Source organism: Nocardia sp. NPDC004278, assembly GCF_053602975.1.
Map to the genome: position 1 here is coordinate 42,504 of NZ_JBSGEQ010000023.1, position 14,242 is coordinate 56,745.

A 14,242-nucleotide genomic window follows, 5' to 3' on the forward strand; every position below is an offset into this window, starting at 1 on the left:
ACCCATGTAATTGCGAGATCAGTTGTTGCGTGGACATTCTCGTGCCAGCCCAGGTCGATGCGAGCACGACGTGCATGATGGCACCCGATTCTCGATCAGTACCAGTCATATTCGGCGCACAGACGATGTGCGACCAGGTCGAAGGTCTTGCGCGCCAGGATCGCACCCTCGCGGCGGATACCGTCCTCCGGTACGTCGAGGACCCGGTCGAGGCGGACCCAGCTCGGCCTGCCCTCGTGATCCCAACTGCCGCTGCCGATTCCGACCCAGTTCCGGTCGTACGCGCGCTCCGGATTCGACGACAGCATCAGGCCGAGCAGGGTTCTGCGGTCGCGCCCGACGACGAGCACCGGGCGATCCTTGCCGTTGTTCGGATCCTCCTCGTAGGGCACCCAGGTCCACACGATCTCGCCGGGATCGGCGCGGCCGTCCAATTGCGGGCAGTAGACGATCTGCCTGGCCCGCTCGCCCGTCGGCACCGGGGTGGAGGCGGCCGGGCGAATCGTCACCGCAGGGGCCTTGCGGGTCGCCAGCGAGCCGACCGCACGTTCGAGCAATGACGAACGCTGCAGCTTGTCGACCAGCTTCGGTCCCTGCTCCTTGACGATCTTGGGACTCTGCGCCTTCGCAATGAGGCCTAGCTGCTTGCCGATCGAGTTCCAACTTCGGGCCATCCTTGGATGGTAACGGCGCGGTCTCGTCTTCTCATCTGCACCGCCTACCGGTCGGTAGCGCTAACGACTTGCGGTTCGCGGTCGCGGTCGTGTGCGGTGCGCAGACGATTCGCGCATCATGCTCCGCTGTGCTGGTGTGTCCGTAGCGAAAACGGTTGCAGCACCGGATATCTGCTGACGGAAACCGTATCGAGGTCGCGATCGGCGCCGATCCGCGCGACCGAGTCCAGCATGCGGCGCACCCGATCCTGGAACTCGGCCGCGTCGCGCGTGTCGTACCAGACCATCGGATCGGTGAGCGCCGCGCCCGGAAACTGTTCCTCGACAATGGCATCGATGGTGGGCGCGTCCGGTGTGATCGCCCGGACCACCACGTTCTGGGTGTAGCCGAACGTCGACTGCGTCTCGATGGCCACTTCGGTGTGCTCGTGCTGCCAGCGTCGCAGCCATTCCTCGCGGGTGAGTTCGGCGGGTCGGCGCAGAAAGGCCAGATTGCCGAAGCCCTCGGTGCGTGTGGGGACCGCATCGTCGAGCCGCAGCGGCACGGACTCGGTCACCAGGTAGCCGTGTGCCGCCGTGGCGTATGCACCGAGGATCTCGGCCGCGGCCGTGGCCGCTGGGCCGTAGCTCTGCTCGACCCAGAGGGTGACGACCGCGGCGATCGGCGGATCCAGCGTGACCATCCGCATCAGTGCGGCCCGGACCGCCGCATCGCGGACATAGACGGTGACACCCGCCACCCCGAGGTCGACCAGGCGCGCGGCCACGGTGGTGCGCAGCGATTCACACCACGAGTCGGTCGCGTCGGAATCGGACCGGCGCAGAACGAAGACCAATTTCTCCACCCGCCGAAGGTACGGCCGCAGACCCTGCGTTGTGCGGGATTTGTCCGATTGCCGGGACGGATTCGGCGATGTCGAGCATCCCGGTTCGCCGCGTGCGCATTCTCCGCTAGAGTCTGCGGAATTCGTCGTGCGGAAGGTATCCAGCTGTGCAGCCGCAGGTTTTTCCGGGAACCTACGAGGACGGACACGGTATCGAGCACATCGTGTGGCGGATCGGGCCATCGCGGCACTGGGGTCCGAACCGCTTCGATATCCGAACCGTGATCCGTGGTGTCCCCGTGGCGGGTCCGGATTTCGACGCGCTCGGTCCCTTTGACCAGGGCGCCGCACTTCGGGTGGGACTGCCCATCGACGAGTGGGATGCCATTTCCGGCTGCACCTTCTCCGGCGAGTTGCCCGGCATGGTGCAGGTGGGCGGCGAGCAGCGACCCGGTCCGATCCATTTCCTGCTGACACTGCCGCCCGGTGGGACCGGTGAGTCACTGCAACTCGCTGTCGAGATCGATGGGCAGACCTACCAGGCCACCGACCGGTACTTCGAGGACGCGCTGTTCCGACTGGGACAGCAGTTTCCCGACGACGTCCGCCTGATCTCCTGTATGACGTGCCTGTTTTCCGACTACTCGCCATACGGGCACGGCCTCACGGGCATGTGGTGCCATCGCGAGGCCAGGGACAAGTACCTTGCGGTCCGCTCCAAGGACGACTATTTCGAGGTGCCGGTCACCGAGCAGGTACCCGAGACCTATCTGTGCGCCGACTATGAGCGCCGCATTCCAGGCACCGGCTATCGGGGCTGAAAAGTGGTTCGGAACGCAGAACGGTGCACCGCTGACAGGGTCTTTACCGCGCGCATGGGACGATGGACGGCAGTTTGCCGATACCCATGAGGAGTGGAGTGCCCGCCAGCTTCGCCGACACGACGTTCACCGATCCCGCCCGGATCCGGAACTTCTGCATCATCGCGCACATCGACCACGGCAAGTCGACGCTGGCCGACCGCATGCTGCAACTGACCGGAGTGGTCGAGGAGCGGGCGATGCGCGCCCAGTACCTGGACCGAATGGATATCGAGCGCGAGCGCGGCATCACCATCAAGGCCCAGAACGTCCGACTGCCCTGGCAGGTCGACGGCACCGACTACGTACTGCACCTCATCGATACCCCCGGCCACGTCGACTTCACCTATGAGGTGTCGCGCGCGCTGGAGGCGTGTGAGGGCGCGGTGCTGCTGGTCGACGCGGCGCAGGGCATCGAAGCGCAGACGCTGGCGAATCTGTACCTGGCGCTGGACAAGGATCTGACGATCATCCCGGTGCTCAACAAGATCGATCTCCCGGCCGCGGATCCCGATCGTTACGCGGGCGAGATCGCGCACATCATCGGTTGCGAACCCGAGGACGTGCTGCGGGTCTCCGGTAAGACCGGCGTCGGTGTGCCGGAACTGCTGAACAAGGTCATCGAGGCGGTGCCAGCGCCGGTCGGCGATCCGGATGCACCGGCCCGGGCCATGATCTTCGACTCGGTCTACGACACCTACCGCGGCGTGGTCACCTATGTCCGGGTGGTGGACGGCAAGATCATTCCGCGCGAGAAGATCAAGATGATGTCCACCGGCGCGACGCACGAACTGCTCGAGGTCGGCATCGTCTCCCCGGAGCCCAAGCCCACCCAGGGGCTCGGCGTCGGCGAGGTCGGCTATCTGATCACCGGCGTGAAGGATGTGCGCCAGTCGAAGGTCGGCGATACCGTGACCTCCGCCCGCGGCGGTGCGACCGAACCGCTGACCGGCTACCGCGAGCCACGCCCGATGGTGTACTCCGGTCTCTACCCGGTGGACGGTTCGGACTACCCGGACCTGCGCGACGCACTGGACAAGCTCCAGCTCAACGACGCCGCCCTGACCTACGAGCCGGAGACCTCGGTGGCCCTCGGCTTCGGCTTCCGGTGCGGGTTCCTCGGTCTGCTGCATATGGAGATCACCCGCGAGCGGCTGCAGCGTGAATTCGATCTGGATCTGATCTCCACCGCGCCCAACGTGGTCTACAAGGTGGAGATGGAGGACGGCGCCGAACACGTCGTCACCAATCCCTCGTACTGGCCCGAGGGCAAGGTCCGGCATGTGTACGAGCCGGTGGTCAAGTGCACGATCATCTCGCCGAGCGAATTCATCGGCTCGATCATGGAACTGTGCCAGGCGCGTCGCGGTGAACTCGGCGGTATGGACTACCTGTCGGAGACCCGCGTCGAACTGCGCTACACCATGCCGATGGCCGAGATCATCTTCGACTTCTTCGACTCGCTGAAATCACGTACCCGCGGCTATGCCAGCCTCGATTACGAGGAGGCGGGTGTGCAGGAGTCGGCGCTGGTGAAGGTGGACATCCTGCTGCAGGGCGAGGCGGTGGACGCGTTCTCGGCGATCGTGCACCGCGACGCCGCCCAGGCCTACGGCCACAAGATGACCACCAAACTGCGCGAACTCATCCCGCGCCAGCAGTTCGAGGTGCCCATCCAGGCCGCCATCGGCTCGAAAATCATTGCCCGCGAAAACATCCGCGCCATCCGCAAGGACGTCCTCGCCAAGTGCTACGGCGGTGACATCAGCCGCAAGCGCAAACTGCTCGAGAAGCAGAAGGAAGGCAAGAAGCGCATGAAGACGATCGGCCGCGTCGACGTTCCCCAGGAAGCCTTCGTCGCCGCGCTCTCGTCGGACGCCGCCTCCGACAAGCCGAAGGGGCAGAAGTAAGCCGGTCCGAGCGGATAACCGGACTGGTCAACAACCAGTGGCCGCGGTTGTAACCGTGTGCCACTGATTTCGTGCGGATTCGATGCAGATCATGTCTGCTGGCAGCAGTATGCGCGCGGGATAGGTTCGAGGGGGGTGGCTGTGGTGGCGCAGGATCCGATCCTCACAAGTGAGTTCGAGTCGATTGCTCGTGCGGTCGAGCGCGAGATCGAGGGTGTCCAACTTGAACTCATCGGCGGACGGCTTGCGGTCAAGCGCCTGTCGGATGGTGGCCATGGCCGGATCCTCAACTGGCTACTTCTGCTGTTCATGCCGCTCAACCCGCAGCTATTCCTGCACGTTGCGGGGCAAGGATTGGCCGTAGGGACCGATTACAGGGGACGGGCGCGCCCGGACGGGGTGTTGGCGCCATTGGATGCGTTTGCCGGAACGGGTGAATGGGCTCCAGCCGAGGCTGTCGCGATGACCGTCGAAGTCACTTCACGCGGTTCGGACAGTAATGAGCGCGACCGCGTGGAAAAGCCTATTGCGTACGCCCAAGTGGAGATTCCGATCTACTTGCTCATCGACCGCGACTCCGCCGAGGTAGTGGTTTACAGCAAGCCGAATGGCGACAAGTACCTCGATGTGCACCGGTATGCGATCGGCGTCGAGGTGACGTTGCCGGAACCGGTGGCCGTCACACTCGATACCGCGCCGCTACTGGACTGGATTTGCTGAGTTCAGGAAGTGCGTGCGGCGATCCGCACGCGCAGACGAACACCGCCGAGCGGGGCGTGGTCGAGTTCGGCTGTGCCGGAGTGGAGTTCGGCTTGTTGGCGGACCAGGGCCAAGCCTAGGCCGGAGCCGGGGGAGCCGGGGCCTTTGGTGAAGCGGTCGAAGGCGGTGCGGCGGAGGTGTTCGGGGATGCCGGTGCCGTCGTCGTCGATGACGATCTCGACTCCGGTCGTTGCGTCGGAGGCGTTGTGGCGGAGGGCGTTCGGATCGGCGGGGCTTGGATCAGCAGTGCTCGGATCGACGGGGTGCGTACCGGAGGTGTTCGGATCGCAGTGGCGGGCGGCGATGGTGATGGTGCGGGCGTGACCGTGCTGTATGGCATTGGCGACCGCGTTGGTGACGATCAGCATGAGGCCGCCTGGTAGACCGGTCAAGGTTGTCGGGGTGCATTCGGTGAGGTCGATGTGCGCGTCGGGATGGCGGCGGCGGGCGTCCTGTACCGCGCGGTCGAGGGTTTCGCAGAGTTCGAAGGGTTCGAAGGCGTCGGATTCGGTGAGTTCGCCGACCGCGAGTCGTTCCAGATCGGTCAGGGTGTTCTCGATGTGGCGTTCGGCGAGCAGCACGTCGGCGAGTACCGTGCGCTGCTGCTCAGCGGGTAATTCCTTGGTGGCAAGGACTTCCAGGTCGGTGCGCATCGCGGTCAGCGGTGTGCGCAGCTCATGGGCACAGACCGCGGCGAAGTCCCGGGCGCTGGCCAGCGCGCGATTGGTGGCGCCGTGTGCCGCCTCGAGCCGCGCCAGCATGCGGGTGATGGCATCGGAGAGCTCCTCGGCTTCACGCGCGCCGCGGCCGGATAATGGCGGCAGTTTCTCCAGGGTGTCGATGCCGTGTGTGGCGGTGGCCAGTTTCCGCAGCGGTCGAGCGGCATAACCGGCCAGAAACCAGCCGAGCGTGGCGGCCAGCAGTACGCCGCCGACCGCGACCGACAGGCCGATCAGTTGGCTGCGCTGGATTGCCGAGTCGACGGCGGCGCGGTTCGGGCGCAGCACCACGGCAAGGCCGGGAGCTCCGGCAACCGGGGCGACGGCGTCGTCGGCGAACTGGACCACGTGCGGCGGCGCAGTTGGAAGTGGTATCCGCGCAATGTCTTCCGGTAAGGGGAGCGGGGGTAGCACATCGACCGGCAGACCGGGAGACGGCACGATATCCGCGGGCCGCGCGACCCGGACGTGCATCGTCTGCACCGTCTGATCCAACTGCCGTGAACTCGCGGTGGCGAGCAGTGCGAAGTACGCGACACCGAGCACGACCGCCACCAGCGCGGCGACGACGCCCGATACCAGCGCCACCCGGGCGCGCAACGACAACGACACCTTCAGCATTCGCCGACTCACGCTTCCTCCCGCAGTACGAAACCCACCCCGCGCACCGTGTGGATCACCCGCGGGGCACCGTGCGCCTCCAATTTGCGCCGCAGATAGGAGACGAACACATCCACCACATTGGTGTCGGTGGTGAAGTCATAACCCCAGACCGCGGACAGGATCTGCGTGCGGCTGAGCACGATGCCGGTGTTGTCGGCCAGCAGCGCGAGCACCTCGAATTCCCGTTTGGTCAGCTCCACTTGCTGTCCGCTGGCGAACACCCGGTGTCCGGCCCGATCGATCCGGACCTGTCCGACCTGGCGGTGGCCGTCGCCGGACGGCTGCCCGGCCGCGGGCCGACGGCGCAGCAGTGCGTGCAGCCGGGCGACCAGCTCACCGAGGTCGAAGGGTTTGGTCAGGTAGTCGTCGGCGCCGCGCTCCAGGGCGGCGATGCGATCGCTGACCGCGGTGCGGGCGCTGAGTACGCAGATCGGAATGTCGTTGCCCATCGCGCGCAATGCCGTAACCACGCCCGCCCCATCGAGATTCGGCATATTCACATCGAGCACCATGGCGTCCGGTTCGGTGCGGTGGACCATGGCCAGCGCCTGGGCGCCGTCACCCGCGGTGACCACCTCGAAGTCGGACAGTTCGAGCCCGCGCCGCAGCGACGCGAGAACTCGAACCTCATCGTCGACGACCAAGATGCGCTGTCCGCCCGTCATCCGGCCAACCACCTCATCGAATCGCTGCCGGATGCTGCCGTCATGGGGCCACGATAGAGCCGTCGCGCGGTCAGCTGCCGCTGCTGCCGGTAGCAGCCGGTTGCGCGGGGTGGACGGGCACGGCGCCGGGTCGGTGTTCGATGATCACGTGCGGACCACTGGGCTGAGCCGGGCCGACAATGACCGGTCCGGACGGATCGATATCCGGGCAGTCGGGCAGCGCGGCGCCCGGTGGCAGCGGTGCGGCCGGAACGGCGACCTGCGGCCCCGGCCCGCCCTGGATCACCACGTGCGGGTCGTCGGGAGCGATCAGCACACACGTCACGGTCGGACCACCGCCCGGCTGCGGCGGCTGGGCCGAGGCGGCGCCGGCGACCAGCGCGGCCGCCGTGGCAGCGAATGCCGTCCCGGTGACGATGGCGACAGTGCGGGCTCGGCCGCGTCCGAGGGGTGCGGACATGATGCGATCTCCTTCGCGTCGGTGCCGGGTTGTCCCGGCGAGATCGACGCTAGGGAGCAGAACTTCACCGTCTCTCGAGAAATTGTTAGAGATCTCTTGCAGCCCATCGAACTACGGGCTGTACGGGTCGCCACCGACGAGTTAGTCTCGTCGGCACGGCTTCGGCCGCCGCACGGCTCGGTTCGAAGTGTTCGATCAGGTCCAAATGACAACACCTGCACCCGGTTTGGGATGCCCGCAGAATCGGGGCTTCCGTTCTGGTTTTTCCAATGGCAAGGTTGTGTTGCTTGTCACAGTCGTATTCTTTGCGGACCTGCAGAATGTGACAGTTGGGTTTTCCGGAATATCGTTAGTTGATCTTCACTCGGTCTGCCCGGCGTGGTGAGGATGCTGGAAACCTGAGAGTGGAGCTTGCATGACGAGTGACCTGCCCTTCGACAGCGATGACACCGATGCTGACGACCGTGGGGGAGATACTGCCTATCGCGTCGCCACCGGCGTCGCGCGGGTAGCGCGGGCGGGCGCGTACGTCACCGGTGGCGCCCTGATCGCCGCCAACGGCGGTACCGCACCAGTGCATCCCGGTGGGCAACGGCTCGACAGCTGGACCTCGGCCTACTCTCGTGATCCCGATGCGGACGCGCCGAGTCCAGTGGTGACCTTCCCGGATCCGGATCCGAATTCGGCACCGCCCGCACCGATTCACGGGCACACGCCGGCACCGCGCGATATCGGCGTCAATGCTCCGTTCACCATCCCGAACGCGCCGAACCCCGGTCTGCACATCGGTTCGCCGCCGCAGCAGCACACGCCGCAGCCATGGCAGGACGCCGCCCACGGCAACGGCTACCAGCCCGGACTCGCCCTCAGTACCGAGAGCGAGCGGTCCGGACTCGATCTGCACAGCGAGACGCCGCAGTCCGGCCTCGATTTGGGCACCGGCCATGCGGGCGGCGGCTTCGGCGGCGCGCCCGGACTCGACTTCGGCCAGGGCGGTTTCGGGCTGCCCGGACACGGCCTGGGGCAGGAGGGCCACGGCTTCGGACTGCCCGGCGCGAACGGCTTCGTCGCGCCCGGCTCCAACCCCTTTGTCCTGCCCCGCATTCCGGTGGCCGGAACGGCCAGCGACACCGCAGCCGCGGGCCCGGTGAGCGAGGCCGAAGACGCCGACGGCAGTAGCGCCGCGAACGCGGGCGGTGGCGCTCCGTTCTTCGGCGGCAATATGTTTCACACCGGCGCGCCCGCGGGCAGCGGTGACCTGTTCCACGGCGCCGACGCGTTCCATGGCGCCGACGCGTTCCATGGCGCCGACGCGTTCCATGGCGCGGATATGTTCCATGGCGTCGGAAATCCGGATGCGGTCGGCGTATTCCTCAATGCGGACGCCAGCTTCAGCGTGCACACCGAACTCGCAGTGGACTTCGGCGTCGGCTCGAACGGGATGTACCTGAACACACATTCCAAGGTCGAGGTCAACGGCGCGCTGAAGGTCGAGACCGGTGCCGGTCGGGTCGGCGACAATATCGACCGGTTCTCCGACTGGCTCGGCCAGACCCCCGGCACGACCGGACGTTCCGGGCTGGACCAGTCCGGCGCCTCGGGGCACAGCTCGAGTAGCGCGTCGACCACGCAGCCCGCCGGGTCCGTCCCCCAGTACTCGGCCGCCGCGCAGCCCGTCGCGGTGCAGCCCGCTCAGCCGTTCGTCGCACCGGTCACCCCGATCGCACCGCCGGTCGCACCGCCAGCACCGGTGGTTGCCCCCGCTGCGGTCGCCGCGCCGGTTGCGGCCACACCGCTGCAGACCACGATCCAGCCGGATGCGGCGAGCACCCCGGTCGCCAATGTGCTTGTGGCGCCGACGGGTCCGTCGCCGCTGACCGCGCCCGCCGCGGTGGCGCCCGCGCTGTTCGAGCCCAAGCCCGCACCGGCCAAGCCGGTCCTGGTCGACGATTCGCATTCGCCGCACCCGCCGCTGACCAATATCCCGACCACCGTCACCAAGACGGTGCCGGTTCCGGTCATACCCGGCGACAGCACCGCCGGGCATCCGACCAAGGTGCCCGACCCGGCCAGCACCAAGACCCCTGGTGCCACCCTCCCCGGCACCGACATCACCGGCACGACCAAGATCCCGGGTACCCAGGCGCCGACCACGCACGCGCCGAGCACAAATGCGCCCAGCACCAACGCGCCCAGCACCAACGCGCCCAGCACCAACGCGCCGAGCCACCCCGCAACCCCGACTGTGCCGGATGATGACGATGTGACGCTCCCCGGCACCGGCCACGGTGGCGGCACCACCCCGAGCACCGGCCACGGCGGGGCCACCCCCAGCACCGTCAACGGCGGAACCGGGGGCAACTCCGCCCCGACCACACACACCCCACCGACGGTGGACATTCCGACCAACGAGCCGACGGTTTCGATGCCGACGGCCACCCACTCCGTGCCGACCCTCGCGCCGACCGTGGATATCGACATCCCGACCATGAATTCCCCCGCGCCGATCCCGACTCCGCAGACCCACGTGCCTGTCCCGACGATGCCGGCACCGGTCACCCCGATGCAGCCGCCGATCGACGTCAAGCCGCATCCGATCGCCGCGGAACTCGGCGACCCGGCCGACTTCGCGCATCCGATATACGAACCCGACCATTCGGCGCTGACCTTGATCGCCGGTGGTCTGTCCGCCCCGCTGCTGCCCGATGCGGCCGTCGACGACGGCCACCACCTGGCATCGGGGCTGGACATCGCCCTGATCTAGGAAACCTGATGGGGGTCGCGCGCACCCGTCGCGCTGGCGCATGTCATCGTCGAATGCGATATCCGTACGACAGTTAGGAGGAGGGTTGTCTGCCGCAGCCGGGCTGGAGGCCGCCACGGTGAAACATCCGCAGGTCATGGCGCCGGTCATCGGAATTCTCGATCAACTGCAGGAGATGACCCGCTCCGTGGGCCGGGACGATCTGAGCGGCCGACTGAATATGGTGCGGGCCAGGGTCGGTGACCCGCGGCTGCGCCTAGTGGTCGTCGGTGCGTCCAAGACCGGTATGAGCACCCTGGTCAACGGTTTGGTCGGGGCCAGGGTCAGCGCCACCGAGAGTGCGCTGAGCGTGCCGGTGATCGCGGAGTACGGACCCGAGCCGACGGCGGTGCTGGTGAAATCGCTCGGCGCGGGCCGCATCGAACGTCAGTCGGTCGATCCGCTCGATCCGGGTCCGGCGCTGGCCGCCGACGGGGTGATCCGCGCCGAATTCACCGAGCCGAGTCCGCTGCTGGCCGATGGCGTGGTACTGATGGACGCGCCGGGCAGCAATGGCGAGGACCACACCACCTGGTCGATGATCGCCGCCGCCGATGCCGTGCTCTACGTCGGTGACGCCGGAACCGAGTTCACCGCGGAGCAGATCACCCATCTCGACCGCATCCAGCAGATCTGCCCCACGGTGATCTGCGTGCTGAACAAGATCGACCTGCACCCGCACTGGCAGCACACCCAGCAGCGCAATCGTGAGCTGCTGGACGCGGCCGGACTCGGCTTCGCGGTGGCCCCGGTTTCGGCGCTGCTGCACCAGCAGGCGGGCAACTATCAGCGCGATATCGAATCGGGCGTACCTCAGCTCGTCGACCATCTGCGCGATTATGTGGTGGGCAGGGCCGACACCCTGGTCCTGGCGGCCGCGGCCAATGACATCCGGCTGGTCGCCGACCATCTCGCGGTAACCCTGCGGACTGAGGCCGAGGCGCTGCGCGATCCGCGCCGCCGGGTGGAGATCACCGAACAATTGGTGGCCGCCCGCGACCAGGCCGATCAGCTGCGGCAGCGCTCGGCCAACTGGCAGGTCACCCTCGGCGATGGCAGCACCGAGTTGATGGCCGATATCGAACACGATCTGCGGCACCGGTTGCGCAGTCTGGTCCGCGACGCCGAGGCCGAGATCGCCCAGACCGATCCGGCCCGGCGCTGGAAGGATTTCGGCGCCGATCTGGACGCGCGCATCTGCGAGGCCGTCGAAGAGAATTTCGTGATGGCGCACTACCGGGCGGTGGAACTGTCCGAACAGGTGGCGGCCAAATTCCCGGCCGATCACCGCACCCCGCCACTGCCGGACCTACGCCTGCACAATCCCGGTGAAGTTCTCGGGCCCGTCGCGCCGCTGGATCCCCTGACCAGTGCGAAAGCCGGTGTGATGGCGCAATTCCTGACCGTTATGCGCGGCTCCTACGGTGGTCTGCTGATGGTGGGTGTGCTGACCAGTCTGCTGAAAATGCCACTGGTGAACTGGTATTCGGCCGCCGCCGCGCTGCTGCTCGGCGCGAATGCGCTCTGGGACGATCGCAAGGCTCGCAGGCAGCGCCGTCAGGCCGAGGCGAAGGTTTCGGTGGCCAGGCTGATGGACGATGTCGTCTTCCAGGTCGGCAAGGAATCGCGAAATCGGTTGCGCGCACTGCAGCGCACCCTGCGCGACCACTTCACCGATATCGCCACCGATGTGCTGCGCACCGCCGACGAGCGGTTGCGCGTGGCGGAGATGGCCTACGGGAAGTACGGCGACCACCGCGAGGAGCGGATCGCCGACCTCGACGTCCAACTCGGCAAGCTGCGCGGACTGCGCGCCGATGCCGATGGCATCAGCGCGGCCGCGTAAATATCGGTCAGGACGGATGAACGGCCGGTAAGTGTGCCGGTTGGAATGTGCCGCTGGTGTGTGACTGCTCGGCCCTGATCACATGCGTCACCGCATTGATCAGTGCCAGATGGGTAAAGGCTTGCGGGAAATTGCCGAGATGGCGTCCACTGCGCGAGTCGATTTCCTCGGCATACAGCCGCAGCGGGCTGGCATAGCCGAGCAGGCGCTCGCACAGGTGCCGGGCCCGCTGCACTTCGCCGATTTCCACCAGCGCGGAGACCAGCCAGAACGAGCAGATGGTGAAGGTGCCCTCGGCGCCGGACAGGCCGTCGTCGGTGGTCTCGGTCCGATAGCGCAGCACCAGACCGTTTTCGGTGAGTCGGTCGGCGATCGAGAGCACGGTGGCGCGCACCCGGTGGTCGGTGGGCGGCAGGAAACGGTTCAGCACCACCAACAGCAGTGACGCGTCCAGGGTGTCGCCGCCGTAGGTCTGGGTGAAGACACCGTTGGCGTTCACGCCATTGGTGAGGATATCGGCCTTGATCTGATCGGCAATGGCGTACCACTCGCTGGCGCGTTCGTATTCGCCGTGCAGTTCGGCCAGTTTCGCGCCGCGGTCCAGCGCCACCCAGCACATCACCTTCGAGGAGGTGAAATGCTGTGGTTCACCGCGGACTTCCCAGATACCGCGATCGGGCTCGCGCCAGCCCTTGATGGCCGCCTCGACCTGGCGCTCCAACAGTGGCCACAGCGATTCCGGCACCTGCTGGCGGGATTTCACGTGCAAGTACACCGCGTCCAGCATGGTGCCCCAGATATCGTGCTGGTCCTGGTTGTAGGCGCCATTGCCGATGCGCACCGGTTTGGCGCCGTCGTAGCCGGTCAGATTGTCGAGCGTGGTCTCGGCGAGCTCACGTTCGCCGCCGATACCGTAGAGCACCTGCAGCGGAACGGATTCGCCGTTATCGTCGGTGGTGGCGTCTCTCAGAAACGCGAAGAAGTCGTTGGCCTCGCGGTCGAGGCCGAGGGTGTACAGGCCCCACAGCGCGAAGCTGGAATCGCGCACCCAGGTATAGCGGTAGTCCCAGTTGCGTTGGCCGCCAGGGGTTTCCGGCAGTGAGGTGGTGGCGGCGGCCATCAGCGCACCGGTCGGCGCGTAGGTGAGTCCCTTGAGCGTCAGTGCGCTGCGCTGTAAGTAGTTGCGCCACGGATGATCGGGGAAATCGCCGAGGGTGATCCACTGCCGCCAGCATTCGGTGGTCTGCCACATCTTCTGGGCCGCGTCCTCGAAGGTGCGCGGTGCGGGCAGCTCCGACCAGGTCAGGGCGACGAACACCTCGTCGCCCTCCTTCATCCTGGTCCTGGCCCGCGCCTCCCGGCCCTCCAGACCCAGCCGCAGGTCGGTGGTCAGCACCAGGGTCGGTCCCACGGTCGCGTCGAGCGTGCGTACCGCGGTCGCCTCCTCGTAGACCTTGCCGGTGTACTCCCAGCGGGCCGGGGCGCGGTGGTAGTCGAAGGCGGGTTCGCAGCTCATCTCCAGCTCGACCGTGCCGTTCACGCACTTCACCGTGCGCAGCAGGACGTGCTCGGCGTCCCAGTCCATCGGCGTGCGGCGATGGGTCTTGCTGCGCTGCTCGTTGTTGTGCCATGGGCCGAGTACCAGGGCGTCGCGCACGATCAGCCAGCCGGTCTCGGTCTGCCAGGTGGTTTCCAGGATCATGCCACCCGGCAGGTACCGGCGCGCGGCAGGAACATTGACCCCGTACGGGCCGATCCGGAAGTGTCCGGCGCTGCGGTCGAGCATCGCGCCGAAGATGCTCGGCGAATCGGGCCTGGGCACACACATCCATTCGACCGAGCCATTGCTGGCGACCAGGCAGCTGGTCTCACAGTCGGACAGGAATGCGTAATCGTCGATCGGCGGATAGGTGGCGTGCTGACCCACCTTCAGGTGACTGAGCGTGGGCAGGTCGTCAGGTTCGTCGACGGTCGGATCATCGGTAGACGCCATACCTTATCTTCGGTCTGTCGGCCGATCTCGTCCACCGCCGCGCCGAACCCGGCCCTGACGGCGCGA

Annotated in this window: 11 protein-coding genes; 5 read left to right on the forward strand and 6 right to left on the reverse strand. The window is 66.8% G+C overall.

Going from position 1 to position 14,242, the window contains the following annotated elements; genetic code table 11:
• Positions 1–95: 95 nt before the first annotated feature.
• Positions 96–674, reverse strand: a complete 579-nt coding sequence (locus tag ACWEO2_RS29630; RefSeq protein ID WP_452408330.1) for a type II toxin-antitoxin system PemK/MazF family toxin — start codon at positions 672–674, stop codon at positions 96–98.
• A 116-nt stretch (positions 675–790) separates the two neighbouring features.
• Positions 791–1,519: a hypothetical protein gene (locus ACWEO2_RS29635; RefSeq protein ID WP_452408331.1), complete on the reverse strand. Its 729-nt coding sequence runs from the start codon at positions 1,517–1,519 to the stop codon at positions 791–793.
• A 146-nt stretch (positions 1,520–1,665) separates the two neighbouring features.
• On the opposite strand from ACWEO2_RS29635, the gene ACWEO2_RS29640 reads away from it, so the two are divergent.
• The 3 genes from ACWEO2_RS29640 (at position 1,666) to ACWEO2_RS29650 (ending at position 4,988) form a co-directional block, all read left to right on the forward strand.
• Positions 1,666–2,319 (forward strand): DUF6304 family protein, encoded by a 654-nt coding sequence (locus ACWEO2_RS29640; protein WP_355184080.1) that lies wholly within the window; start codon positions 1,666–1,668, stop codon positions 2,317–2,319.
• Between the two features lie 62 nt (positions 2,320–2,381).
• Positions 2,382–4,268: a translation elongation factor 4 gene (lepA, locus tag ACWEO2_RS29645; protein ID WP_452408332.1), complete on the forward strand. Its 1,887-nt coding sequence runs from the start codon at positions 2,382–2,384 to the stop codon at positions 4,266–4,268.
• Between the two features lie 141 nt (positions 4,269–4,409).
• The gene (locus tag ACWEO2_RS29650) at positions 4,410–4,988 is read left to right on the forward strand and encodes a Uma2 family endonuclease (RefSeq protein WP_452408333.1); all 579 of its coding nucleotides are present in this window, start codon (positions 4,410–4,412) and stop codon (positions 4,986–4,988) included.
• A gap of 2 nt (positions 4,989–4,990) precedes the next feature.
• On the opposite strand, the gene ACWEO2_RS29655 is transcribed toward ACWEO2_RS29650, so the two are convergent.
• The 3 genes from ACWEO2_RS29655 to ACWEO2_RS29665 form a co-directional block, all read right to left on the reverse strand.
• Complete coding sequence (locus ACWEO2_RS29655; protein WP_452408334.1) at positions 4,991–6,379, reverse strand: sensor histidine kinase; 1,389 nt, start codon at positions 6,377–6,379, stop codon at positions 4,991–4,993.
• The gene (locus ACWEO2_RS29660; RefSeq protein ID WP_452408335.1) at positions 6,376–7,074 is read right to left on the reverse strand and encodes a response regulator transcription factor; all 699 of its coding nucleotides are present in this window, start codon (positions 7,072–7,074) and stop codon (positions 6,376–6,378) included. The genes ACWEO2_RS29655 and ACWEO2_RS29660 overlap by 4 nt, the downstream gene beginning before the upstream one ends.
• Before the next feature lie 70 nt (positions 7,075–7,144).
• Entirely contained in the window at positions 7,145–7,534 is a 390-nt protein-coding gene (locus ACWEO2_RS29665) for a hypothetical protein (RefSeq protein WP_452408336.1), read from the reverse strand.
• Between the two features lie 415 nt (positions 7,535–7,949).
• Between ACWEO2_RS29665 and ACWEO2_RS29670 the strand changes: the two genes are divergently transcribed.
• Positions 7,950–10,298 carry a hypothetical protein gene (locus ACWEO2_RS29670; protein ID WP_452408337.1) on the forward strand — a complete coding sequence of 783 codons (2,349 nt, stop codon included), beginning with the start codon at positions 7,950–7,952 and terminating at the stop codon, positions 10,296–10,298.
• 85 nt (positions 10,299–10,383) lie between these two features.
• On the forward strand, positions 10,384–12,183 hold the full coding sequence (locus tag ACWEO2_RS29675; protein ID WP_452408338.1) for a hypothetical protein: 1,800 nt from the start codon (positions 10,384–10,386) through the stop codon (positions 12,181–12,183).
• Positions 12,184–12,190: 7 nt separating this feature from the next.
• On the opposite strand, the gene ACWEO2_RS29680 is transcribed toward ACWEO2_RS29675, so the two are convergent.
• Positions 12,191–14,176, reverse strand: coding sequence for a glycoside hydrolase family 15 protein (locus tag ACWEO2_RS29680; RefSeq protein ID WP_452408339.1), 1,986 nt, complete (start codon positions 14,174–14,176; stop codon positions 12,191–12,193).
• Positions 14,177–14,242: the final 66 nt, after the last annotated feature.